The organism is Variovorax sp. WDL1 (genome assembly GCF_001541225.1).
GTDB lineage: Bacteria > Pseudomonadota > Gammaproteobacteria > Burkholderiales > Burkholderiaceae_C > Variovorax.
In genome coordinates this window covers 22,976-45,872 of the sequence record NZ_LMTS01000073.1, presented here as the reverse complement: position 1 = coordinate 45,872, position 22,897 = coordinate 22,976, and the positions used below count along the sequence as shown (strand labels likewise).

Below are 22,897 nucleotides of genomic sequence, written 5' to 3'. Positions count from 1 at the left end.
CCTGAGCGGCTTGCCCAGCAAGCCGGGCAGGAGCCGCTCGCACGCTTCCGCGATCTCGACGAAGCGCAGGCTCGTGCCCGCGGCCTTGGCGGCATCGAACAGCGCACCCACGCGCTCGTCGCGCTCCTTGTGCAGCGGGTGGCCGTAGCCGGGAATGGAGCGCCCGGCCGCGCGCCAGGCCTGCATCACCGAGAGTGCCGCCTCGTCCAGCGCGGTGCCGGCCTGCAGCTTCGCGTCGATCTCCACGTACATGCGCCCCGCCGTCTCCGACGAGCCCAGCACCACCGAGCCGCAGCCCAGGATGCCCGCCGCCACCGCGCCCTGCATCGCATCGGGCGCGGCCGCGAAGGTCATGCGCGCGGCCTGCACGCTGGGCACCAGCCCGTGCTCGGCAATCGCCACCAGCGTGGCGTTCAGCACCGCGGCCTGTCCGGGCGTCGGCATCTGCCCCGTCAGCAGGAGGAAGAAATGGTCGACGAAGGAGATCTTGCCGATCAGCTCCTTCGACAGGTCGCGCCCGCGGATCACGATGGTGTGTTCGTCCGAGGTGCAGATGGCCGTGCGCGGCACGGTGGCCTTGCCGATCTTCATGAGGGTCCTTGAAAAAAAGAGAAAGGGATTCAGGCCGCAGGTGCGAGCCTGACGTCGAAGCTTGCCGAGTAGTAGGGCACCTGCATCTCGCGCCCGTCCACCGCCTTGCCCGGCGCGTGCTTCTCGAAGTCGACCACCAGGCTGTCGCGCTTGCCGAACACCGCGTCCTGGTCGATGTACGGGCTGCCGCCGACGAAGACCTGCGTGGTCAGCGTCACATGGCCCGGCGCCGAGACCTGGAGGTGGATGTGGCCGGGCCGGTAGATGCTGCGCTCGGTGGCGTGCATCATCTGCCCCACCGGCCCGTCGTCGGGGATCGGGTAGTACGCCGGCCGGATCGACCAGAACCAGTAGCGCCCCTGCGCATCGGTGCGGAAGCGCCCGCGCGCCGCCATCGTGGGCTCGCTGCTCAGCTGCACGTCGTACTTGCCCTCGCCGTCGCCCGACCACACGTCGAGCAGCGCGCCTTCGAGCGGCGCGCCGTGCACGTCGGTCACGCGGCCCATGTAGAAGGTCGGCTCGCCGCGCGCGGTGCCGCTGATGTCCGCGCCGAGCGGCATGTCCGGCGCCCCGGCCCAGTAGAACGGGCCTTCGACCGTGGCCTCCGTCGCCTCGGTTGCGCCCTGCGCAGCGCCGCTCGCGCGCGCCTGGTCGAGTGCCACCACCATCATCGACAGGCCCAGCGTGTCCGACAGCAGGATGAACTCCGGCCGCTTGTCGGTCGAGATCCGGCCCGTCGCCTCGAGGAACTTCATCGCCGCGAGCCATTCCCCGGGCTTCAGGTCCACCTCGCGCGCGTAGGCGTGGATGTGCTTCACCAGCGCGGTCATGAGCTGGCGCAGGCGCGGGTCGGGCGTCTTGGCGAAGGCGTCGAGCACGTCCTGCGTGATGCTGTCCTGGTTGTAGTCGGCCATGGCCTTGTCTCCTGTTTCTGGCCGGACGATAGGCCGCGCAGGAGGCCGCGGCAAATGATGAATTTCCATGGATATCATCGATGGCATCGATCATTTGCAGGGGTTTTCATGGAGATGCGGCATCTACGGTATTTCGTCGCCTTGGCCGATTGCCTGAGCTTCACGCGGGCCGCCGAGCGTGTGCATGTGACCCAGTCGACCCTGTCGCACCAGATCAAGCAGCTCGAGGAGGAGCTGGGCCAGCCCCTTTTCGAGCGCATCGGCAAGAAGGTGGTGACCACCGAGGCCGGCGAGCTGCTGCGCGGCTTTGCCTCGCGCGCCCTGAAGGAGGTGGACCAGGGGGTGGCGCTGCTGAAGCCCGGCGCCGGCAATCTGACCGGCAAGGTGCGCATCGGCGCCACGCATACCTTCAACATCGGCCTCATCCCGGAGTGCGTCGCGCAGTTCCTCGCGCGGCATCCCACGGTGCGCATCAGCGTCGAGGAGCTGGCGGCCGAGGTGATTGCCGCGCGGCTCGCGGCCGGCGAGCTCGACCTCGGCATCTCCTACCGGCCGCAGGACCCGAGCGGCCTGTGGTTCGAGCCGCTCTACAACGAGGAGATGGTGCTCGTCGTCTCCACCGCCCATCCGCTTGCGCACCGCAAGCGCATCCGCATGGTGGAGCTCCACCGGCAGGACCTGGTGCTCGTGTCCTCCAGCTTCTCGACGCGCACCATGCTCGACGAGTGCTTCCACGCCTGCGGTGCCGAGCCGACGGTGGTGGCCGAGATGTCGACCGTGGCGCCGATGCTGGCGCTGGTGGCGCGCACGATGATCGGCTCGATCGTGGCGATCAACGCCGTGCCGGAGGCGATGGCGGGGCTGAAGATGATTCCGCTGGAGAGCCCCACTCCGGTGAGGACGCCGGGCATCCTGTGGCGGCTGGGGGAGAGCAAGCCGGCGGCGGTGCAGTCCTTCGCGGTGATCCTGAGGAAGACGGCGTTGAGCAACAGCCTGCGGCGCGAAGGTCCGGGATGAGTCGAGGCGAAAAAAAAACGGCCCCTCGCTCGGGGCCGTTTTTCTTCTACGCGATCACTCAGCGCCCGTCTCGGTCCGAGTCGCCCGGAACAGCACGTTCGACGTTGTCGCTGAGGCGTTGCCAGGCATCGCGGGTTGCGTGCTTGGCGCGCTCCCATTCGAGCGAAGAGCGGCCGCGCGAGGTGCCCCAGTCGCGGCTCAGCTCGGGCTCGACCTCGTCGAACTTGCGATCGGGGTAGCGCGTATAGGCGTCCACACCGTAGCGGTATGCCGGCGCATAGTCGTCGTAGCTCGATCCGCTCTCGACGTAGGGGCGCCCGGTGTAGTTGTCGCGCCAGTACGCGTCTTCCACCTCCGGGTCCGCCTTGGCCATGCGCCCGGCGATCGCCCCGGCCACTGCGCCGACCGCTGCCCCGACAGCCGCGCCGACGGGTCCGGTCATGCCGCCGACAGCCGCTCCCGCAGCTGCGCCTCCTGCCACGCCACCTGCGGCGCCGCCAACCACAGCGCCAACGCCAGTGGCGGCTGTCTTTTCCTTTGTGTCATTCCGTTCGGCCATCGAAGTCTCCTTGGTTCAAGAAAGGGAGAACAAAGGTTCCAATCTGCATGCCGGGAAGCACAGCGTCGATGGTCCCGTCAAAGTGAAGGGTGGCGGCTGTCCCCGGCGACGGTGCACGCCTACAGGCATCGATGGGGCTGCTTCAACGCTGGCGGACCTTCGCCTTCACGCCCGTGCGTCGCCGTCTGACACACAGGTTCCAGCCCTGCAGTAAAGCTGCAAACAATGCGGAGTCTTTCAAACGCTTACACGGCTCCAGCAGCCGCGGCACGCCCCGTCGAGCGCCTCGGTGCCCTGCGGCAAGGCACCGACGAACCGGACTCGGACGCTTTCGATCCCTTCGCGTTCGGCGAGGTCGAGACGCTCCCCAGCACCGAAGCCCAGCGCGAAGTCTGGCTCGGCGATCGCCTGGGCGACGAAGCGGGCCTGGCATACAACGAGGCCAGCGCGCTGCGACTCACCGGCCCGCTCGACGAGGCCGCACTGCAGCGCGCGATCGACCGCCTGGTAGAGCGCCACGATTGCCTTCGCGCGACCTTCTCGCAGGACGGCACCCAGCTCTTCATCGCGCCACCCCCGGCCTCCGTGCTGCAATGCATCGACCTGTCGAACGCCGATGCAGCCGAACAGGAGCGCCGGCTGGCGGCAGCCTTCGACAGCGCAGTCCGCGAACGCTTCGTCCTGGAACGGGGCCCGCTTTTCCGCGCAAGCCTCTACCGCACCGGACCGGAAGACCACACCCTTCTCATCAGCGCCCACCATGCCGTATGCGACGGATGGTCCTTGCAAGTGATCTGCACTGATCTCGGCGAGCTCTACGGGCACGAGCGGGGCATGCGCCCACCGCCGGAGCCCGCGCTTCGCTATGCGGACTATGCGCAGTGGGAAGCCGACGAGACGGCGAGCCCGCGCATGCAGGCCCAGGTCGACTACTGGCTCGGCCGCTTCGCGGGAGGCAACCTGCCGGTACTCGAACTGCCGCTCGACCGGCCTCGCCCCGCGGTGCGGACCTTCCGGTCGCGCCGGATGGACGGGCTGCTCGACGCCGAGCTCGTCGATCGCGTTCGCAAGCTGGCCGCCGGATCGAGCGCCAGCCTCTACGCCGCGCTCTTCGGTGCCTTCGCCGGCCTGCTGCATCGCCTGACCGGCCAGGACGACGTGGTCATCGGCATCGCCGCCGCCGGCCAGCTCGCCAGCGACATGCCCCGGCTCGTCGGGCATTGCGTCAACCTCCTGCCGCTGCGTGTCTCGGTGAATGCAGCGACGCCGCTGGCCGAACTGGCCAGCCAGAGCCGAGGCCTCCTGCTCGATGCGTTCGAGCATCAGAACCTCACCTACGGCGCGCTCCTCAAGAAGCTGCTGGTGCCGCGCGACCCGAGCCGCCTGCCGCTGGTGAGCGTGCTCTTCAATGTCGACGCCAGCACCGAGCGCCCCGCCGGCGAGTTCCCCGGCCTGAAGACGCAGCTGTGCAGCATTCCGCGCGCATACGAGAACTTCGAGCTCTTCCTCAACCTCACGCCTGTCGCCGGCGGCATGCAGTGGGAAGTGCAATACAACACCGACCTGTTCGACGAGGAGTCCATCGCCCGCTGGATGGGCATGTACGAAGGCCTGCTGAGGGCGGCCGTGCGCGAGCCCGGCATGGCGCTCGGCGCCGTGGACCTGCTCGACACCACCGAGGAAGCGCGTCTTCTCGCCCTGCAGCCGGCACCCACCCCGCTCTCGCGCGGCAGCCTCGTCCATGCGGGCTTCGAGCGGACGGCGCAGGCGCAGCCCGATCGCATCGCGCTGCGGCACGAAGGCCGGCAGTGGACCTACTTTGAACTCGACGCGCGCGCCAACCGGCTGGCCCACGCCTTGCGCGCCCGCGGCATGGGCCGCGGCGAACGCGTCGGCCTGTGCCTCGAGCGGGACGCGGACATGCTGGTCGCCCTGCTGGCCGTGCTCAAGTGCGGCGCAGCCTATGTCCCGCTGGACCCGGACTTCCCGAAGGCGCGGCTCGACTACCAGGCCGAGGATGCGCGCCTCGGCCTGTTGATCACCACGTCCCGCATCGCCCACGCGCCGAGCGCGTGGTGTGACGACGGCGACGCGCAGATCCTCTGGCTGGACAAGGACGTCGAATGGCTCGATGCGCCGGCGACGCCGCTGCTCCCCGGCCTGCAGGACGCGCAGCCCGGCGACATGGCCATCCTCATCTACACCTCCGGCTCCACCGGCAAGCCCAAGGGCGTGGGCATCGCGCACGATGCGGTAGCCAACCTGCTCCAGAGCATGCGCGAGATGCTGCGCATCGGCCTCCACGACCGCGTTGCGGCGGCGACCACGCTGAGCTTCGACATCGCCGTGATGGAGCTGATCCTGCCGCTCGAGGCCGGCGCGGAGATCGTGCTGGTCTCGCGCGAGACGGCCAGGGACGGCCAGGCCTTCCGCCAGCTCATCGAGCGCGAGCAGGTCACCGTGCTGCAGGGCACGCCGACCGCCTGGCGCCTGCTGCTCGATGCGCAATGGCAAGGCAGCCCCGGGTTGAAGGCCATCACCGGCGGGGAGACCCTGCCCCGCGACCTGGCCCTGGCGCTCAGCGCGCGTTGCGGCGAGCTCTGGAACATGTACGGCCCCACCGAGACCACCGTCTACTCCACCGCGTGGCGCGTGGACGAAGCGCAGCTCGCGCGCAATGGCGTCTCCATCGGCCGGCCCATCGCGAACACCAGCGTCTGGATCGTCGATGCCCAGGGCCGTCGATGCCCCGTCGGCGTGCCGGGCGAAATCTGCATCGGCGGCGCCGGTGTTGCCATCGGCTACTTCGACCGTCCGGAGCTGACGCGGCAGCGCTTCATCCCCGACCCCGCTTCGACTACCGGCGGCCGGCTGTACCGCACCGGCGACCGGGGCCGCTGGCGCAACGACGGCCTGCTCGAACACCAGGGCCGCCTCGACCAGCAGGTCAAGGTGCGCGGCTACCGCATCGAACCCGGAGAGATCGAGGCGTGCTGCAACGACCTGCCCGGCGTGGGTGCCAGCGTCGTCGTCGCGCGCGAGGACCAGCCGGGCGACGTGCGCCTGGTCGCCTATCTCGTCGCGACGGCCGGCGCGCAGGTCGACACTGCCGCCGCGAAGCAGGCGCTGTGCGCGAGCCTTCCGAAGTACATGCTGCCGCAGCACTTCGTCGTGCTCGACGAACTTCCCCGGCTGCCCAACGGCAAGATCGACCGCAAGGCCTTGCCCGCGCCGGGCGCGTCTTCCGGTGCCGTGCAGGCCGCCGAGCTCGCGCACACCGTCGCGCCGCGCGACGAGCGCGAGCGCATCGTGCTGGCGGCCATGGAGCAGGTGCTGAGCCTGCCGGGCCTGGGCGTCCAGGACGACTTCTTCGCGCTGGGCGGCCATTCGCTGCTCGCGTCTCGCCTCGCCACGCTGCTGACTCGCGAGTTCGGCGTCACCGTACCGCTGCGCACGCTCTTCGCGGCGCCGACGGCACAGCGCCTGTCGGCGGCCGTGGGCGAACTGCAGGCCGGCGGCGTCGCGCCCGTCGAGCAGATCCGCCGCCGGGCAGGGCGCAACAGCGCGCCGCTCACGCCGATGCAGGAGCGCATCCTCTTCCTCGAGGAGCTGCACCCCGGCCGGTCCGTCTACAACACGCCCTCGGCCCACCGGCTGACGGGCCCGCTGGACGCCGCGGTCTTTCATGACGCGCTGCGCGGGGTCGTGCAGCGCCAGCCCGTGCTGCGCACATCGTTCAGCAGGGACCCGGAGACTGGCGAGTTCAACGCATCGATCGCCGCCGAGGTCCAGGTCGATCTGATGTGCATCGACCTGGGCAGCCTGCCTGCCGACCAGCGCGAGCCGGAACTTCTCGAGAAGCTGCAGGACGTGGCGGACCAGCGCATCGACATCCATCGCGCGCCGCTCTTCAATGCCGCCCTGATCCGCATCGACGACAACGACCACGTCTTCGTCTTCGTGCCGCACCGGCTGGTGTGGGATGGGGCTTCGGTCGACCTGCTCATCAACGAACTGTCGGCCCTCTATCAAGCCCGGCTGAGCGGCGTGCCGCACGAGCTCCCCGAACTGACCGTGACGCACGCCGACTACGCCGAGTGGTACCTCGACTGGCTGGCCTCGCCGCAGTTCGAGGACCAGCTGGGCTTCTGGAAGAAGTGCTTTGCCGATGCTCCACTGTCCAAGGCCTTGCCCACCGACCGGCCGCGCGGCGCCGGCATGACCGGCCAGGGCCACACCTACTGGTTGGCCGTCGATGGCGAGCTGACGCAGCAACTGCACGCCGTGGCGCGCAGCCACCAGGTCACGCTCAACATGCTTGCGCTCGGCGCGTACGTCCTCCTGCTGGGCAGCGTGGCCGATGTGCGTTCGCTGGTGGTCGCCACGCCGGTGCGCGGCCGCCAGATCCCGGAGACCGAGCCCGTGATGGGCATGTTCGGCAACCTGCTGCCGCTGCCGGTGGAGTTCGATCCCCGGCAGACGCTGGGCCAGTTCATGCAGTCCTTGAAGCAGCAACTGGTCTCGGCGCTCGACAACCAGCAGGTTCCGTTCGAGCGCTTTGCAGGCGAGCCGGAATTTACCGCGCGTGCCAAGGGCGTCGGCCTGTACCAGGTGCTCTTCTCCTTCGAGGACACGCGCGAGCGCGCGCAGACCCTGGGCCCGCTGCGGCTTCGCCAGGTCCAGGTCTCGCAGCGTGGCGCCACGGAGGACCTAGGCCTGTGGCTGACGGAGGGCCCTGGCGGCCTGGAAGGCGGCCTCACCTACAACGCCGACATCTATCGGCGAGAAACGGCTTTCGCGCTGCGCGACCGCTACGTGGCGTTGCTGCGGCGCATTGCCGAGCACCCGCAAGAGAGCTTGGCGGTCCTCGTCGCAGACGGCGATTCGGCCGAAGCCGCGCAGCTCGCGCACCTGTCCCGCGGCGACCAGGCCGGGCCGGCATCCCGCGAGCGCGCCGAGCCTGGGATGGGCCTGGCGGCGTCGACATCGGCGCCCGTCGCGCTTGCCCCCGGCCAGCTGCGGTTGGCGAAGATCTGGGCCGACGTGCTCAAGATCGACACTTCCGACATCCGGCCCAGCGACAACTTCTTCGACCTGGGCGGCGATTCGCTGCAGGCCATGCGCGTGATCCAGCTGACCGAGCGGACCCTGGGCTTGCGCACCGCGCCGCCCCGGTATGTGTTCGAGAACCTGGGCCAGCTCGCTTCCCGCGAGGCCGGGTTTGCCCCGCCCATGGGCGAAGGGCGGCGCGCCGGCAGCGCGAAGCTCGCCGATGCGCCGGCACGAAGCCTTCTGGGCCGAATGTTCCCCGGCTGGGGCAAGGCGCAAAGAAGCAGCTGAGCTTCCTGGAGCAGCGACGCGCTGCTCTCATCGCATCGAGCGTACGCACCGCCGGGTCCAACCCGGTCGGCAGCGCTGCTCAACACTCGACCCAAGCAACATGCCAAGTTTTCTTCGATCCATTGCCGTCACCGTCGATGAGCCCGATCCGGGGCATTTCTATTGGGTCCTGCTGGAAGCGCAAGGGCCTGGCGACGACTTTCGCCTCTTGCATTCGGCGCCTCGCGGAACCGACAGCTATGAGCACGCCTTGCAGGGAGGCATGAACGCGCTTCGCACTCTCTATGAGACGCACGAGCTCGGCCCGCGTCGCGAAGCCCTGGACGAGGAAGAAAATCCCTCGGGGTGGACGCCTCTGGTGTGACCCTCAGTTGCCCAGGTGATCGGGATCGTCTGCGTCCGCCTCTCCCGGGCCGGTGCCGGGCGGCTGGCCGTTGGCCGGCACGACCAGCACATCGGCCATGTCGGGGCTGAAGCCACCCAGCGTGGGATCCTTGGCGAGCTCCTCCACGATAGCCATCGAGGCGTGGTAGCCGATCTTCTGGATGTAGCCGCCCGACTTGGTGCCGATGCCGCCGCGCAGTTCCAGCAGCACCGAGCCCGAGCCCAGCAGACCATAGGCGTTGCGCGAGATGCCGGGCTCCGTGCCGCCGGGATAGCGGCTCAGATTGGCATAGGGGTACTGGGCCAGGGTCTGCGCAATGATCACCACCACGCGCTTGGCCATGGTCTTGCCGGCATTGAAGCGCGCCACGGCCGTGGGGTCTACCGCCTGCAGCCGCGCCGCGGTGCCGTCTGCCGTGGGGTAGAGCGTGGAGGCGGTCACCAGGCGGCCGTCATGCACACGGTCGCCCTGGTGGTGCATGTCGAGCGCCACCGCCGGCTTGAACTGGTCGTTGATCCAGCGGACGTTCTTCGCCTCGGGTACGGGGTTGCCTTCGGACACCAGGTAGGGTCCGGTGCTGTCGATGTCCTTGGTCTCGCAACTGGTGACGCCGGTGGTGAGGTTCGGGTAGTTGGGGTTGTCGAAGGGGCACTCGGGCCGGAACGCGTGATACCGGTTGATGTCGTAGCCGCGGCCGCGCTGGTAGAAGGCCGGCAGCGGGTTGACGGTGAAGCGCGGGTCGTAGTTCTGTCGCCAGGGCACCTGGTTGCCGTTGGTGTCGGTGAGTGGTGTGCCGTCGGGCTTTTCGCCGTCGAAGCCGTCGACATTGACGCGCGGCACGACCACGACGGTGAGCGAGTTGCGTATCACCTTCGAGGCTGTCGAATTGTTCGCCAGGGTGCGCACGAAGTTGACCGCAGAGTCGCTGGTCTCCATCTCGTCGCCGTGCTGCTGCGCGATGATGAGCGCGGCAGTGGGCCCGTTGCCGATCACCACATAAGGCACCTGGCGGCCGGCGTTGCTCTTGTACGGCGCGTAGTGGAGGGTTGCGGCGCCATTGGAAGTCTGTACGGCGCTTTCCAGCGCCTTCAGCATCTGCGCATAGCTGCGCAGCGATGCCAGGCTCTCGTTCTCCCCGTCGGGTCCATTCGGAATCGTGGTGGGCTGGGCCCAGGCCAGGCCTGCGAGAAAAGCTGCGGCCGCGCCGACGGCGGCCACTCTGGATGTGAGCATCGCTGACTCCTTCTTTTTGGTGTCGTATCCCGGCCGGACGGCGGGACAGGTGGATCCTAGGGCCGGGCGGGGCCGCAGGCAAGAAAGCAAGCGGGTCGACGATGGCGGGGGTCCTTCACACGTATGGCGCCGCCGCCTGTTGCGGTCTACGATTCCTGCTCTCTCACCCATCGGGGCAGGCAATGGACGACACCGGCATTCGGCAGCGCCTGGCGGCCATACTGGTTGCGGATGTGTCGGGCTATTCGCGGCTCATGGCCGGAGATGCGCGCCGCACAGTCGCTACGCTCGATGCCGGGCGCAGCGTCTTCAAGGCCCAGATCGAATCCCACCAGGGCCGCGTGATCGACATGGCCGGGGATTCGGTGCTTGCCATGTTCGAGACGGCCATCGGCGCAGTGACGGCTGCCCTCGAGATACAGAAGACGCTCAACGCGTCGCTCGGGCAGGCCCCCGACGATCATCAGATGCGATTTCGAATCGGTGTGCATCTGGGTGATGTGTTCGAAAAGGCCGACGGCACGATCTACGGCGATGGCGTGAACATCGCTGCGCGGCTGGAAGGGCTGGCCCAGCCGGGTGGGCTGACCATCTCGGGAATGACCCTGGAGGCGGTGCGCAATCGACTCAAGGCGACCTTCGAGGACCTGGGCGAGCAATCGGTCAAGAACATCCCGTACCCCGTTCGGGCATTTCGCATCCACACCGACGGCACGGGCGCACCGCCGCATCGGGCCGCGCCCCCGAGCCGAAGGTCGAGGAGCCCGGATGCCAAGCCAAGCGTGATGTTGTTTGCGTTCGAATCGCTCGGTGACGACGCACAAGGCCGCGTGCTTGCCACCGCTGCGACCGAAGAAATCTCGTCTGCGCTGGCAAAGCTGACCGGACTGTCCGTGGTCACCTCCGCCGAAATGGCGGACTATGCGGTAAGAGGAAGAGTGCAGAACGCCGCAGGCCGTGTGCGGGCCACTGTCCATCTGCTCGATCAACACACGACAAAGGAATTCTGGTCGCAGCGCTTCGACTCCACATCGACCGATGGCTTCGAGGCGATCGACGATCTCGCCCTGCGCGCCTCGACGGCCGTGCGCTACGAAATCCATGCGCGCGAGACCGAGATGGCTGCACGCCATGCGCCCGAAGAACTCAGCGACGAGGAGCTGATGTCGCAGGCGGGTCATATTCTTCTGAGCTCCAGGACCGCCGACTGGCAGCGCTCCAGGGAACTGATCGATCGGGTGATCGGCAGGAGTCCGGACAACTTCATGGCGCTGAGCATCCGCGCGGCTGGCGCGATGACGCAGGTCATTTGCGGCTACAAGGAGATGTCCGCCGAGGAGGCCGCCGACTGCCGCCGCCTTGCGCGCAGGGCCATCGACCTGAACGAGCGAAGCGATTTCGGCCATTCGATTCTCGGAACCTTCCACCTCCATGGCGAGCGTGATATTGCCTCGGCCATTCGCGAGGCCAGGCGAAGTCTCGAACTGAACGCAACCTACGTCCTGGCGATGGACCTTCTTGGCGCCGCGATGATCTTCTCAGGAGATGCTGCAACAGGTGTCGCTCATTGCGTGAAGGCGGCCGAAGCCAATCCTCGCTTCCCGGCCAACGCGTGGTTCATGCAGAGTGTTGCGCTCGGCTACTTCGTTCTCGAGCGATACGACGATGCCGTCGAATGGGCCCAGCGTGCCGACCAGCGCGAGCCCAACGTGCCTCGGTATCTTCTACTTCTCACGACGGCCGCGTGGCATGCGGGACAGTTCGACCTGGCGCGGCGGGAGGCCGGCAGCCTGCGCGCAGGATTCCCGGAATTCCGGCTGCGCGACCTGAGAAGGTGGCCATTCCAGGACCCAGGCCATTGGTCGCGGTTCTGCCGCGGCCTCGTCGAATGCGGCCTGCCCGGGTGATCGGCAGCCGCCGGCGTGCGTCAGGGCCGAGGACAAGCTTCTTCTTGCCACCGATGGCCCTGCGCCGGGCCTTCAATTGCGCTGGACCGTGTTATGCAACTAGAATGGTTGCATGAAATCAAGCAGCCAGCTTTCCGACGTCTTGCACGTCCTCCTGCACCTGGCGCAAGCCGATGCTCCACTCACTTCCGAAGTGCTCGCCTCGGCGATGAGCACCAACCCAGTCGTGCTGCGCCGGCTGATGGTCGGCCTGCGTGAGGCGGGCCTTGTCTCATCCGGGAAGGGGCACGGCGGCGGCTGGGTGATGTCCGCGCCGGTGGAAAGCGTCACGCTGCGCGATGTGCACATGGCGCTGGGCGCACCCGCGCTCGTGTCGCTGGGATTCCGTGAGGACCGGCCCGAGTGCCTGGTTGCGCAGGTGGTCAACGAGTCGTTGCGGACCGCCATGGAGCAGGCCGAGGCCTCCCTGCTGGCGCGCCTCGAAGGCGTCACGCTCGCCGAGCTCTTGAAGGGCTTCGACCGCCGCCTGAGGACGCACCGCACCGCAGGCGCGTCCACCACCCATCGCCTGGAGGACCACCATGGTCAAGACTGACCTCGCCGTCATCGGCGGCAGCTATGCAGGTCTGTCCGCCGCCCTGCAGCTCGCCCGAGCCCGCCGGGACGTCACGGTGGTGGACGCGGGGCTCCGGCGCAATCGCTTCGTCGACGAGGCCGGCGGCGCATCGCACGGATTCCTGTCCCGCGATGCAGTGGCACCCGGCGCCATCGCCGCGGAAGCCCGGCGGCAGCTGCTGCGCTATCCCACCGTGCGATGGCTGGAGGGGATGGCGGAGGAGGCCCGGCAGTGCGAAGACGGACACTTCGCCTTTCGCGTCGGCGAACGCACGGTGAACGCCGCACGGCTGGTGCTGGCCACCGGCGTGCGGGACGAGCTGCCGGCAGTCGCAGGCCTGGCAGAGCGCTGGGGCCGCAGCATCTTCCACTGCCCCTATTGCCACGGCTATGAATTGGAGGCTGGTCCCATCGGCATCATCGCGGCCTCGGAGATGGCGCAACATCACGCCATGATGCTGCCCGACTGGGGAACGCCCACGCTCTTCCTCAACGATGCCTACAGCCCGTCCGCCGAAGACCTGGCCGCTTTCGCGCGTCGCGGCACGCGGGTGGAGGCGGCACGCATCGTACGGATCGAAGGCATGGCCGATGTGGTGCTGGCCGATGGTCGCACGCTGTCCATGAATGGCCTTTTCACCCAGCCGCGCACGCACATCGCCAGCCCCATCGCAGCCGAGCTCGGTTGTGCGCTGGCCCAGGGGCCGATGGGGGCTTTCATTCAAGTGGATGCCATGCAGCAGACCTCGGTGCCGAACGTCTTTGCCTGTGGCGATGCTGCCCGGGCGGCCGGCAATGTGGCGATGGCGGTCGCGGACGGCGCCATGGCCGGGTTCGCCGCGCACCGGTCGACCATGTCCTGAAGTGGTCGATGGCGTTGCTGCCGACCCTGACGTGCTGAACATGGATCGAGCGCGAACCGCGGCGCCCCTGCGCGCATCCGTTTGATCCCTGTCAAGCCCGGCGGAAGGCGAAGTGCCACACTGGCATCGCTCGCGTGAGCACCCATAGGAGTTGAACATGCGCATTCGCCTTGCCGCCGTGGCGTCCATCTTGGCCTTGGCGATCGGCGCGGCGCCGGTCGCATCGGGCGCCCCCTCCGACGTCACAAAACTGAGGAGAACACAGCTCCAGGCCCAAGGCGGTTCGTGCGATGCCGCAGGGAACTGCAGCGAGTTCTCGGTCTGGATCTATGAGGACCTCGAGGGGGTCACGCAGGGCGTCGTGTCGAGCAGCTACCGCACGCCCTCGACGACGCTGAGCTACGTCACTTGCCGGGGACCTGCGTACGCCAATGCAGCGTCTCTCAATCCAGGAAACGGACGAATCACCCTCAGTGCCACGCTCAATCCGTCTTCCGCTGATTGCAGCAGCTTCAACGCCTCGACCGTCGTCATCAACCTGACCGGCAATCCAGACGGAACCGTTCACACCATGACGGAGGGCACTTCCAGAACGGAGTTGCCGAGTCTCAAGGAAAGCTACAGCTTTCGCACCGAGATGTTCGGCGAATCCTTTGTCGGAACGAACGGCTACACGACGGGCTCGTTTGGCGGGTGGGCCGAGGCGATGCGCACGAGCGAGTCCACGAAGGCGAAGTAGCCAGCCAGGCGGCCGGTGGCTGTGCAGGACGCGCGAGCAAGCCCGTGCCGATGTCAAAGCGTGCATCCAGACGACTGGGTCTTGACGATCGTGGGCACGTGCGAGCACAAGTTCACCGAATCGCCCACGCAAGAGGCCGAACCGCCGAATTTGGGCGTCCACCGCGCCACTCAACCCGTAGTCGAGGTTCTTTAGGGTCACTGCCGCGAGAGCATCAGCCGGCGGCCGGCATAGCAACGGGATACGACGTATGCAGTACTTGAGACGCCCCAATCCATTGCCGCCGATGCGGCAGACCACCAGAGCAAGAGCTGGGACTACTGCATCGACGACAGAGGATCGCCCTTCGCCTATCTGGCCAGAACCCGGCCAGATCCACGTTCAGATCATCGATCTGCTCGGCGTCGAGGCGAAGCGGACACGCCTGCCGGGGCTGCGCCTGACCCTGCCGGGTGATGCGGACCACGAGCGGCAGCTCGCCTTCGAGGAATGTTGCAGCAAGATGGCCGAGGCACTCGGCAGCCCGCAGATGGTGGAAGAGCTCGTGGCGCGCGACGGGGACCAGCTACTGATCCACACGGTACCGTTCGCGGGATGGTGGCTGATGAAGAAGTTTGCGCAAGAGCATGAGGTCAACGACGTGACGCACTATCTTGACGCCGTCGACCCCGGCATGAGCGCTCTGATTGATGGCTTTCTGCAAACCGCGAGCGAGGCTTGGGACGGGGTCGTCGCCTCGCGAATCGATCGCCACGGATCTGTCCCTGACATTTCGATGGATGATTTCCTTCCCCCGAGCATGAATCGCGACGTCGGAAAGCCAGAGTTCGACGCTTGGTTCCTACACATTGCACAGAGCAAGAAATCGTTCTATTTGGCCGAAAGACACGGGAACCACGGAGCCCGGAATCTGTTCATTGAGAACGCGTCGCATCTTTCCGGGTATGAGCTCCAGACCGAGATGTTCAATGTTGAGGATCAGCCGCTGATTGATCGATTTCTTGTGGCCGGGTCCGCATCCCCTTTTGACGATCAGTTTGCCAAGAGCAGACGAAGTCCTGAAGGCAGCGAAGCGGCACGGGATCACTGTCACTGCCATCAACAGCGCAGCGGTGAGCGAGTGCAGGTCGCCGCAGCAGATTGATTTCGACAAACGCGCGCGGGGCATGAACTTTGTCGCCCACGATGTCATCTCGAGGCGGCTTGGAGAGCGGCATGGGCCTGTCATCATCCACGGTGGCACGGGTCACGGCAAGCTGGGGCATCCGATAGCTGGCAAGCCAGGCGTCGTTGGCCTCGCTGCCATGCAAGGCTGGCCCACCCTGCTCGTCGAGGAGTCCAGCTCGCAGCGCTTGCAGGCGAGCGGCGGAACGTTCTACTTTACTGACCAGGAATTCAATACGGATCGCCTCATCGATGGCGCACCGGATCGATGGGCGTCCAGCAAATACGATCTGCGGGTGTGGAAGAAGAGCGGGACCTGGGCTGCCGAAGCCCCCGAAGTGGAGTCCGATGAGGCCGATGAGTCCGATGAGGCCGATGAGTTGACGTCGGAGGACGACTATGACGCACCGTCGGTGGGCGAGAGCCCCCGGCCGACGGGAGCATTGTCGAACACAAAGGGCGCCTCTTTCGCTACAACGAAAGGATGGAGGAGTTCGTTCTGCTCAACTCAAGAAAATCGGACGAGGAGGAATCGACGGACGACCAAGAATGACTGCCTGCTGTAGAGGTGCCGCCGTTCGAAGGCGTGTGCTCATGAGTCGGCCTGCCGCCGACGGTCAAGCACCCTGTCGAACAGTTCGAGCACGCGCGCAAAGGCAGGATCGGCGGTCGCGCTCAGCAACCGATCGGTTGCTATGGCGGACTTCAAGGCAGAGAGCTCGCTGTCGCGCAGAGCGCTTGCCGCTTTACTGGACAGCAGCAACTCGACCACCGGCAGGTTCCCCGTGGATGCCGCATATTTGATGGCTGTGACCACGGCCTGCGTATGCTCCACGTTCCCTGCGCCGAGCTCGAGTAGCTTGCGGGTGCCCTCGGCGGAGTCGATTTCCGTCAGCGCTTGGGCCATGACGGCGGCCGGGTCGACGTAGAGCGCCAGCACGGCGTCCAGCAGGTGCCAATGGCCGCACACCGCAGGCACCAGGTTCTGCGGCGCCACCTTGTCAAGCCCGGCACCGTACTGCCGTAGCAGATGGAAAGATTCTGCTTGCCCGGCCGCCAAGGCCGCTTCGAGGAGATGCACGCCGTTCGCACCCTCCACAAGGGAAGGTGCCTTCGTCAAGAGAGTGCGGATCGTCGAGCAGTGGCCCCGCTCGACTGCCGCATCGAGGGCGGCACGGACAGTGGTCGGCTCGGTGGGCTTCTTGATGATCGCCGCGACCACGTCGTCTGCGCCAGCGGCTGCTGCCGCCAGAAGCAGGCGGCCTCGACGCGCCTTGAAGGGCAACACGTCCGCGCTCCAGCACCGCCACAGCGCCGCGAAGGGAACAGGGACCTCGTTTCGGATCGCCGCTACAAGCAGACGCAACCGCTTGCTGCCGTCCCATTCCGCGGCAGCGTTGTGCGAAAGCAGGTATTCAGCGACGGACGCGTGGCCGCGTATCACCGCCTTGTCCAGCGCTTCGCCCAGAACCGCCGGGGCCCAGCCCACACCGTGGGTCAGCGCGAGCTCCAGCAAAGTCGCAACCACTGCCGTGTGGCCTGCCTCGGCCGCCAGCACCAAGGCAGCCGCTGCCTGCTGGCCGATTGCCACACCGCTTGCGCCGGACTCCTTCAGCACTGCCTGCCATAGCTTGGCGATGAGACCGGCGTGGCCCCTTAGCGCTGAGACGACGAGGGCGGTGTGCGGCATCTCGCCGCCTGAGGCACGGGCGCCGTTCATCAATAGCAGGTCGACGAGTGCAGCGTTCCCAGCACGCGCGGCAAGCGTCAACGCCGTGCGCTTTCTACCGTCTTCGAGATCGGGCCTTGCGCCCAGGGCCAGCAGGGTCGCGACCCGCGACAGAGTGTCCCTGCGCGCGAGCTCGGACGCTGGCGCCGGATCGGCATGGGCATCGTTGCACTTTTCGACTGCCAGACTGAGCGGCGACTGTCCCAGACCGTCCAGGACATTGAGCCTATCCAACGGAGAACTCGCACAGTCACAGTGCCGCGGACCGACAAGCAACTCGATGATTGCATTGCCAGCCCCGCATGCGACGGCATAGGTCAATGCATTCCTGCCGACCGCTGAGTCGGGTGCATGGAATCTGCCGAGGCGCTCTGCAAACTCGGCAGGTGCGAGCAGCGACGCCTGGAGTCCATTGGCAGCCTTGACAAGCTCACTCGCATGTTGATCGTTCGCGTGTTGGGCGCATTCGACGATATTCGCACCATGCTCCCGGAGCAGCCCGACTACATCCACGTGGCCCAGGCGGATCGCCAGCATCAGCGCCGAGGCCCCGCTTGCATCCGTGCAATTCACCAAGTCAGGTTCAACTTTTAGCATGGCCTCGATCGCCTCGGTCGAAGCCGTTCGCACCTCCCTGAACCAGTCTGCTCCGACTTGCGAGACGTCGGTCTGAATTGGCCCCGAAGGAATTCCGTGGGGTATCGAGATATACCCGGGCTGCGACAGACGGCGCTGCAATGGAGGTGATTTGAAGTTCATGCGGATGCCGGTTTTGACGGTGGGCGTACTGTAAACGCCGCGTTCTCGGGCTCCGCTCCGCGGTTAGCGGTTGGCGACTCAAGGGCGTCGGCACCTTCGCCGAGAAGAACGTTCGACGTACACCGCTGACGCAGCCTGCCCACTACGCGGCGCAGATCGATACGATCTTCCGGCACGAGGCTGACCGAAGGAACCTCAAAGATTTCCGCACAAGCGAGACTTTGTACCTCGCGCCGAGGGCAGCGAGCCGCCAACAATCGCGGCTCATAAGAACAACCGGGGCTCCCCGCCCCGTGCCCATGAGCCAAGAACGAAAACAACGCGGCAGATCCGCGAAGACCCTCGCCGCCGCAATCGCCATCGCCCTCTCGTCGAGCGGTTGCAGCACGATGGTCGCGTACACCCCCAAGGCGAACGCGCCCATCCAGACCCTGAAGTACACCCAGGGCGTCGGCACACTCGCCGAGAAGAACGACAGCCACGAGATCTTCATGTACCCGACGTTCCGTACGCAGGGTACGACCATGCCGACCTTCACCATCGGCTACGCCAACAACAGTGGCGAGGCCATCGACTTCACGCCGGAAAACGTCAAGGCCTTCTTCCGCGGCCAGCCGGTGCCGATCTACACCTACACCGAGCGCATCGCCGAGATCCAGAGCGAGAAGCAGGCGAAGCAGATCGCGCTGGCAATCGTCGGCGGCCTCGCGGCCGGCGCTGCCGCCTATGGCGCATCGCGGCAGACCTATCGTTCCAACTACTCGGGCTACACCGCCGGGCCGCGCGGCATCAGGACCTTCGCGGGTACGAGCACCGTACGCGTGTACGACCCGCTCGCCGGCATCGTGGCCGGCGCGGCCGTCGGCGGCGCAACGGGGCTGGGCATTCGGCAACTCGAATACAACGCGCAGAACCTGGAGCAGGCGGCGAGCTCGATGCTGCAGGCCAACACTGTCGAACCGTTGCAGATGGTGACGGGGGATCTGGTGTTGAAGGGGTGCTGTGATCCTTATCCGAAGGGGCAGGACACGATTCGGTTTGAAGTTACGGCGAATGGGAAGATGGCGGTGTTTGAGTTTGAGAGGGTGAAGGTTTCGAAGTAGGCGGAGCCTCATGAGTGGTGGCCCGGGTATGCCAGCTCTGCAAACCTCGAAGCCGCCAAGTCGGCGCTCATCGAGTCGGCCGCAGGCCGCTCAGCTCGCTAGCTTGATCAACCTCTTCCACTCCGGTCATATGCTGAAGACATTTGATTCATTCCGTAGCCATTGCCACTTGCTTAGAGGCGAGGTCCTCCAGACCGGAGCCAGAGGAAGGCCATTCTGCGTCGAAGTTGAAGGCGACGCCGTCTTCTTCATTCCTGAGTCTTCTGGAAAGCGCCGGGTAGCGAGCAGCGAGAAGACTGAACGTGTGCTTTCTCTCCTTGCCGAGTCGAAGGAGTGGTCGCCCGGAAAATACCGAGCAATCACGCGTCACGCCTCATACATCCTTGCCGTTGCACAGCATGCAGAAGGCCCGACAAGTCCCGGCATGCGTTAGGTGTTGCTGAACGCCGGCATCAAAACTTCGTGGTTGCAACGGTGGGCAGCGACAGCCCACTGGCCCGGGAACCGGGAGTCCAGATAGCGCGTCCCGCGACTAATTTCGCTGCGAAGTCGATACGTGTGAGCCTGATTGAAGATGACCTATGCCAAGGAGGAGCTGACGTGCCTTACCCGATCGATCGCAAGTTGGTGGTTGCAGTCTCCAGTCGTGCTGTGTTTGACTTGGAAGACGCGAACAGGGTGTATGACCTGGAGGGCGTCGAAGCCTACCGAGACTATCAGCGAGAGCGCCTGGACGAGAGACTTGCCAAAGGCGTCGCATTCCCATTCGTGAAGCGGCTTCTCGCGCTTAATGACCTTTACCCGAGCCAGCAACCAGTAGAGGTGGTGGTCCTTTCTCGGAACAGCCCTGAGACTGGCCGTCGGTTCTTTCGTTCGTGTAGGGTGTACCAACTTGACGTTTCCAGGGGGGCGTTTCTCTCGGGTCAAAACCCATATCCTTTCGTTCGCGCGTTCAATGCTGCGGTTTTTCTAAGCGCCAATGCGGATGACGTCGTCGCTGCAACCAAGGCGGGCTTGCCCGCGGGACTTGTCCTTCCAGGCGCGTCAGAAGACGACGATGGCGATCACGAGTTTCGTATCGCGTTTGACTTTGACGGCGTTCTTGCAGATGACAAGGCTGAGATCGTATATGGCGACGGAAGGCTTGATCTCTTTCACCAGCACGAGGTCGAAAAATCAACGATCCCTCATGACCCCGGTCCACTGAAAGACCTGTTTACCAAGATCGGGTACTTCCAGCGTTTGGAAGCCAAAAGGACCGCTGAGGACCGGAGCTACAGGCCTGCGATGCGAGTCGCAATCGTGACCGCACGCAATCACCCGGCAGACGAACGCTTGGTGACCACACTTGATAACTGGGGAATGAATGCAGCCGAGCTTTTCCTGATGGGCGGGATTGAGAAGAGACGCGTTCTCGAGGTTTTCAAGCCTCACATATTTTTTGATGACCAACGCGTCCATCTTGACGCCGCCTCTGCGGTAGTGCCTTCTGTCTGGATACCCTTTGGCTTCAGAAACAAGGAGCAACTTGAAGCCGCAGTCCACGAAGTCGCTGCAAAAGTTCAGCAGGTGCAGAATAGCGTCGCGGCGGAGTGAAGCGGATTCTAGGATCTTCTTTCGCTGCACGGCACTCTGGCACAAGCGTAGGAATTCCAGCGTCGGGATCTACGTACAGCACAAGGCCAGCGATCAGTGGCGACGCCGCAACTCATGTTTGGTAACCATACGCCTGTAGAGTGACTCCAGCACTTCCTCCGGAGGGCCGCCCACTCCTGAGCCAATTGGCGACCAGTGGATCGCACTATCTTCCAGCGGCAACACGGAGCGGATCAATGCAGCAATGGATGCGCCTTCACGAGCGCGCACTTTTAGACAACGTGAGGCATCAATGGAATCGAAGCAGCCCTGCAATCGTTTCATGCGACCGAGAAAGACCTCAGTGTCCAGCGACGGGAAGGCGCTTTTGACGCGGCCATAGTCGGTCTTGAATCTCGCCGCAACGCGCGGCGCTTCGCAAGCGGCAACAACGACGCCGACGTTGATGAATTCGGCCGTACCAATGTCATGCACATAGCGTAGAACCGCATACGTGTATGAGCCTTCCTTGAACATCCGAGGGTCGAGCACTTCATGTTCTCTACGTTATTCGTAGAGCAAGTGTAGCGACATTCTTCGAATATCGAAGAATGGTTGCACGTACCCAGGGAGACACCACACCGTTGTTCGGAAAGCGCCTACGCGAGGCACGCGAGATGGCAGGCATCGCGCAGGACAAGCTCGGCGTGCTCATCGGCCTCGAAGAGTCCAGCAGCAGCGCCCGGATCAGCCGCTACGAAACCGGCATCCACGAGCCACCTGTGAGAACGGCCAAGAAGATCGCCGTAGCGCTCAAGGTTCCGCTCGCCTTCCTCTACTGCGATGACGATGTGCTGGCGGCCATCGTGCTGCAGGCGCACCGGATGTCCAAGGAAGCGCGGCGCGCATTGCTAGCCTCGATGCAAGCGAAGTAGGCGCTTGCCGGTGAGCAGGGCGGGCGCGCGAACCCACCTACTCAAACCCCTTGAACTCCACCGACTCCCTCAAATACCGGGCCTCTTCCCGCTCCGTCAACGTAGCCTCGATCTCATCCAGCTCCAGCCGCTCCAGGTCATACGCAACCCATTCAAAGAGATGCGAGGCAGGCATGTCCGCCAGGTCATCCTCATCCACCCAAGGCTGCAGCCGCACCGGCGCACTGTCCAGCAGCATGCGCAGGTAGATCGCTCGCTTGATCTTGAGCTCGACCCGTTCCTCCGCCGTCATGGCCAGCCGCAGCATCGTGAGCTGGTTCTCCCATGCAGCCACGCTGCGCGCACGTTCCTCCAACCGGGCCGCCCCAGCTAGCGTGCGCGACAACCACGCAACCCGCCGGCACTGCTCGACCACCCTGGCATAGGCAAGGCCTTGCAAACTCCTCAGTGCGGTCTGGACAATGGGGTGCATGGTGCGAGCTATCAAACAGTCCGCAGGCAAGCCTCCCGAGTAGGACGATGAAGACGCCGGGCGACGTCGAAGGCGCACTCCATGTCAAAAGACACAGCGCCCCGAAAAATGGCAGTTCCGCCTACGCAGCGCATGGCTCCTGTCCCAGCGGAATCCGTGGCTGGCGCCCTACCTTGTGCGCTTCAGACCAGACCACCACGGGAGAACCACATGCCAACCACCGCCACCGCGGCCCAGCCGCCCTCCAAGTTCCTGCTGCTGGCCGAAGGCCGGGCGATATGGGAAGCCGGCGCGACGCTTGCGCTCTGGCCGCTCCTCCAGCTCGCGCCCCGCGGTGATGGCCACACGGTCATCGTGCTGCCCGGCCTCGGCGCGAGCGACGGTTCGACAGAGATGCTCCGGAAGTTCCTGGAGACGCGCGGCTACACGGTCGAGGGCTGGGGCCTCGGCACCAACTGCGGGCCTCGGCCGGGTGTGGAAAAGGGCCTGCTGGACCTGCTTCGCCGCCTGAACGACAGCTCGGGCAGCCGGGTGAGCCTGGTGGGCTGGAGCCTTGGCGGCGTGTTCGCGCGCATGCTGGCCTCGAAGTCCCCCGAGTCCGTGCGGGGCGTCGTCACGCTGGGCAGCCCCTTGCACGGCAGCCCGAAGGCCACGCGCGCCGCCAAGGTGTACGAGCTGCTGAGCGGCCGTTCGGCCAACGATCCCAGGCGCCAGAAGTGGGTGCGGCCGACGCCGCAGGTGCCCGCCACGTCCATCTTCAGCCGCTCGGACGGGATCGTGTCCTGGCGCAGCAGCTTCCAGGAGGAGACGCCGTTCACCGAGAACATCGAGGTCGAGGCGAGCCACCTGGGCCTGGGCGTTCATCCGGCCGTGTTCTATGCGGTGGCAGACCGGCTGTCGCAGGCGGAAGAAGGGTGGGCACCCTTCGCCGCACCAGCGGGGCTGCGCCCGTTCTACCCCGACCCGGCGCGCCCATGAGGGCCACTGCCCGCGTCCC

The 22,897-nt window shown here is 65.8% G+C and carries 20 protein-coding genes; 13 read left to right on the top strand and 7 right to left on the bottom strand.

The window, feature by feature from the left end:
- Together APY03_RS10220 and APY03_RS10215 are read right to left on the bottom strand one after the other, a co-directional pair.
- Nucleotides 1-591: citryl-CoA lyase (locus APY03_RS10220; RefSeq protein WP_232324218.1), on the bottom strand; the 591-nt coding region annotated here is incomplete at its 3' end.
- A gap of 29 nt (nt 592-620) precedes the next feature.
- Nucleotides 621-1,505: a dioxygenase family protein gene (locus APY03_RS10215; RefSeq protein WP_068676428.1), complete on the bottom strand. Its 885-nt coding sequence runs from the start codon at nt 1,503-1,505 to the stop codon at nt 621-623.
- A gap of 108 nt (nt 1,506-1,613) precedes the next feature.
- Between APY03_RS10215 and APY03_RS10210 the strand changes: the two genes are divergently transcribed.
- Nucleotides 1,614-2,522: a LysR substrate-binding domain-containing protein gene (locus tag APY03_RS10210; RefSeq protein ID WP_068676426.1), complete on the top strand. Its 909-nt coding sequence runs from the start codon at nt 1,614-1,616 to the stop codon at nt 2,520-2,522.
- A 58-nt stretch (nt 2,523-2,580) separates the two neighbouring features.
- Here the strand turns inward: APY03_RS10210 and APY03_RS10205 are convergent, their stop codons facing one another.
- The gene (locus APY03_RS10205; RefSeq protein WP_068676424.1) at nt 2,581-3,081 is read right to left on the bottom strand and encodes a glycine zipper domain-containing protein; all 501 of its coding nucleotides are present in this window, start codon (nt 3,079-3,081) and stop codon (nt 2,581-2,583) included.
- 225 nt (nt 3,082-3,306) lie between these two features.
- Between APY03_RS10205 and APY03_RS10200 the strand changes: the two genes are divergently transcribed.
- Together APY03_RS10200 and APY03_RS10195 are read left to right on the top strand one after the other, a co-directional pair.
- Entirely contained in the window at nt 3,307-8,421 is a 5,115-nt protein-coding gene (locus tag APY03_RS10200; protein ID WP_083944258.1) for a non-ribosomal peptide synthetase, read from the top strand.
- A gap of 100 nt (nt 8,422-8,521) precedes the next feature.
- Nucleotides 8,522-8,785 carry a hypothetical protein gene (locus tag APY03_RS10195; protein ID WP_068676422.1) on the top strand — a complete coding sequence of 88 codons (264 nt, stop codon included), beginning with the start codon at nt 8,522-8,524 and terminating at the stop codon, nt 8,783-8,785.
- A gap of 3 nt (nt 8,786-8,788) precedes the next feature.
- On the opposite strand, the gene APY03_RS10190 is transcribed toward APY03_RS10195, so the two are convergent.
- Complete coding sequence (locus APY03_RS10190) at nt 8,789-10,039, bottom strand: M14 family zinc carboxypeptidase (RefSeq protein ID WP_068676420.1); 1,251 nt, start codon at nt 10,037-10,039, stop codon at nt 8,789-8,791.
- A 182-nt stretch (nt 10,040-10,221) separates the two neighbouring features.
- Here APY03_RS10190 and APY03_RS10185 point away from each other — a divergent pair, with 182 nt between their 5' ends.
- The 6 genes from APY03_RS10185 to APY03_RS10160 all read left to right on the top strand — a co-directional run bounded on the left by APY03_RS10185 (nt 10,222) and on the right by APY03_RS10160 (nt 15,893).
- Complete coding sequence (locus APY03_RS10185; RefSeq protein ID WP_068676418.1) at nt 10,222-11,946, top strand: adenylate/guanylate cyclase domain-containing protein; 1,725 nt, start codon at nt 10,222-10,224, stop codon at nt 11,944-11,946.
- 112 nt (nt 11,947-12,058) lie between these two features.
- Complete coding sequence (locus APY03_RS10180) at nt 12,059-12,541, top strand: Rrf2 family transcriptional regulator (RefSeq protein WP_068676416.1); 483 nt, start codon at nt 12,059-12,061, stop codon at nt 12,539-12,541.
- The gene (locus tag APY03_RS10175) at nt 12,528-13,424 is read left to right on the top strand and encodes an NAD(P)/FAD-dependent oxidoreductase (protein WP_068676415.1); all 897 of its coding nucleotides are present in this window, start codon (nt 12,528-12,530) and stop codon (nt 13,422-13,424) included. The genes APY03_RS10180 and APY03_RS10175 overlap by 14 nt, the downstream gene beginning before the upstream one ends.
- 157 nt (nt 13,425-13,581) lie before the next feature.
- Nucleotides 13,582-14,163: a hypothetical protein gene (locus tag APY03_RS10170; RefSeq protein WP_068676413.1), complete on the top strand. Its 582-nt coding sequence runs from the start codon at nt 13,582-13,584 to the stop codon at nt 14,161-14,163.
- Nucleotides 14,164-14,449: 286 nt separating this feature from the next.
- Nucleotides 14,450-15,307: a hypothetical protein gene (locus tag APY03_RS10165; RefSeq protein ID WP_068676411.1), complete on the top strand. Its 858-nt coding sequence runs from the start codon at nt 14,450-14,452 to the stop codon at nt 15,305-15,307.
- 22 nt (nt 15,308-15,329) lie between these two features.
- Entirely contained in the window at nt 15,330-15,893 is a 564-nt protein-coding gene (locus tag APY03_RS10160) for a hypothetical protein (protein WP_102906907.1), read from the top strand.
- 26 nt (nt 15,894-15,919) lie between these two features.
- Here APY03_RS10160 and APY03_RS41365 read toward each other — a convergent pair whose 3' ends face one another.
- A complete protein-coding gene (locus tag APY03_RS41365) occupies nt 15,920-17,815 on the bottom strand; it encodes a hypothetical protein (protein ID WP_146039298.1) in 1,896 nt (631 codons plus the stop codon).
- A gap of 299 nt (nt 17,816-18,114) precedes the next feature.
- Between APY03_RS41365 and APY03_RS10140 the strand changes: the two genes are divergently transcribed.
- Complete coding sequence (locus tag APY03_RS10140; RefSeq protein WP_146039299.1) at nt 18,115-18,918, top strand: hypothetical protein; 804 nt, start codon at nt 18,115-18,117, stop codon at nt 18,916-18,918.
- A gap of 600 nt (nt 18,919-19,518) precedes the next feature.
- Nucleotides 19,519-20,514: a 5'-nucleotidase gene (locus APY03_RS10135; RefSeq protein WP_068676400.1), complete on the top strand. Its 996-nt coding sequence runs from the start codon at nt 19,519-19,521 to the stop codon at nt 20,512-20,514.
- Between the two features lie 93 nt (nt 20,515-20,607).
- Here the strand turns inward: APY03_RS10135 and APY03_RS10130 are convergent, their stop codons facing one another.
- Nucleotides 20,608-21,030, bottom strand: a complete 423-nt coding sequence (locus tag APY03_RS10130; protein ID WP_068676398.1) for a DUF3037 domain-containing protein — start codon at nt 21,028-21,030, stop codon at nt 20,608-20,610.
- 74 nt (nt 21,031-21,104) lie between these two features.
- Here APY03_RS10130 and APY03_RS10125 point away from each other — a divergent pair, with 74 nt between their 5' ends.
- Nucleotides 21,105-21,428 carry a helix-turn-helix domain-containing protein gene (locus APY03_RS10125; protein ID WP_068676396.1) on the top strand — a complete coding sequence of 108 codons (324 nt, stop codon included), beginning with the start codon at nt 21,105-21,107 and terminating at the stop codon, nt 21,426-21,428.
- A gap of 37 nt (nt 21,429-21,465) precedes the next feature.
- Here the strand turns inward: APY03_RS10125 and APY03_RS10120 are convergent, their stop codons facing one another.
- Nucleotides 21,466-21,900, bottom strand: coding sequence for a hypothetical protein (locus APY03_RS10120; protein WP_068676394.1), 435 nt, complete (start codon nt 21,898-21,900; stop codon nt 21,466-21,468).
- Between the two features lie 210 nt (nt 21,901-22,110).
- Here APY03_RS10120 and APY03_RS10115 point away from each other — a divergent pair, with 210 nt between their 5' ends.
- The gene (locus APY03_RS10115) at nt 22,111-22,878 is read left to right on the top strand and encodes an esterase/lipase family protein (protein WP_068676392.1); all 768 of its coding nucleotides are present in this window, start codon (nt 22,111-22,113) and stop codon (nt 22,876-22,878) included.
- The last annotated feature ends 19 nt before the right edge of the window (nt 22,879-22,897 follow it).

Excerpts from the sequence above, each read along its gene's own strand:
- APY03_RS10215 (WP_068676428.1), bottom strand. The coding sequence starts at position 1,505 with ATGGCCGACTACAACCAGGACAGCATCACGCAGGACGTGCTCGACGCC.
- APY03_RS10210 (WP_068676426.1), top strand. The coding sequence starts at position 1,614 with ATGGAGATGCGGCATCTACGGTATTTCGTCGCCTTGGCCGATTGCCTG.
- APY03_RS10205 (WP_068676424.1), bottom strand. The coding sequence starts at position 3,081 with ATGGCCGAACGGAATGACACAAAGGAAAAGACAGCCGCCACTGGCGTT.
- APY03_RS10200 (WP_083944258.1), top strand. The coding sequence starts at position 3,307 with ATGCGGAGTCTTTCAAACGCTTACACGGCTCCAGCAGCCGCGGCACGC.
- APY03_RS10195 (WP_068676422.1), top strand. The coding sequence starts at position 8,522 with ATGCCAAGTTTTCTTCGATCCATTGCCGTCACCGTCGATGAGCCCGAT.
- APY03_RS10190 (WP_068676420.1), bottom strand. The coding sequence starts at position 10,039 with ATGCTCACATCCAGAGTGGCCGCCGTCGGCGCGGCCGCAGCTTTTCTC.
- APY03_RS10185 (WP_068676418.1), top strand. The coding sequence starts at position 10,222 with ATGGACGACACCGGCATTCGGCAGCGCCTGGCGGCCATACTGGTTGCG.
- APY03_RS10180 (WP_068676416.1), top strand. The coding sequence starts at position 12,059 with ATGAAATCAAGCAGCCAGCTTTCCGACGTCTTGCACGTCCTCCTGCAC.
- APY03_RS10175 (WP_068676415.1), top strand. The coding sequence starts at position 12,528 with ATGGTCAAGACTGACCTCGCCGTCATCGGCGGCAGCTATGCAGGTCTG.
- APY03_RS10170 (WP_068676413.1), top strand. The coding sequence starts at position 13,582 with ATGCGCATTCGCCTTGCCGCCGTGGCGTCCATCTTGGCCTTGGCGATC.
- APY03_RS10165 (WP_068676411.1), top strand. The coding sequence starts at position 14,450 with ATGCGGCAGACCACCAGAGCAAGAGCTGGGACTACTGCATCGACGACA.
- APY03_RS10160 (WP_102906907.1), top strand. The coding sequence starts at position 15,330 with ATGAACTTTGTCGCCCACGATGTCATCTCGAGGCGGCTTGGAGAGCGG.
- APY03_RS41365 (WP_146039298.1), bottom strand. The coding sequence starts at position 17,815 with ATGAACTTCAAATCACCTCCATTGCAGCGCCGTCTGTCGCAGCCCGGG.
- APY03_RS10140 (WP_146039299.1), top strand. The coding sequence starts at position 18,115 with ATGAGCCAAGAACGAAAACAACGCGGCAGATCCGCGAAGACCCTCGCC.
- APY03_RS10130 (WP_068676398.1), bottom strand. The coding sequence starts at position 21,030 with ATGTTCAAGGAAGGCTCATACACGTATGCGGTTCTACGCTATGTGCAT.
- APY03_RS10125 (WP_068676396.1), top strand. The coding sequence starts at position 21,105 with ATGGTTGCACGTACCCAGGGAGACACCACACCGTTGTTCGGAAAGCGC.
- APY03_RS10120 (WP_068676394.1), bottom strand. The coding sequence starts at position 21,900 with ATGCACCCCATTGTCCAGACCGCACTGAGGAGTTTGCAAGGCCTTGCC.
- APY03_RS10115 (WP_068676392.1), top strand. The coding sequence starts at position 22,111 with ATGCCAACCACCGCCACCGCGGCCCAGCCGCCCTCCAAGTTCCTGCTG.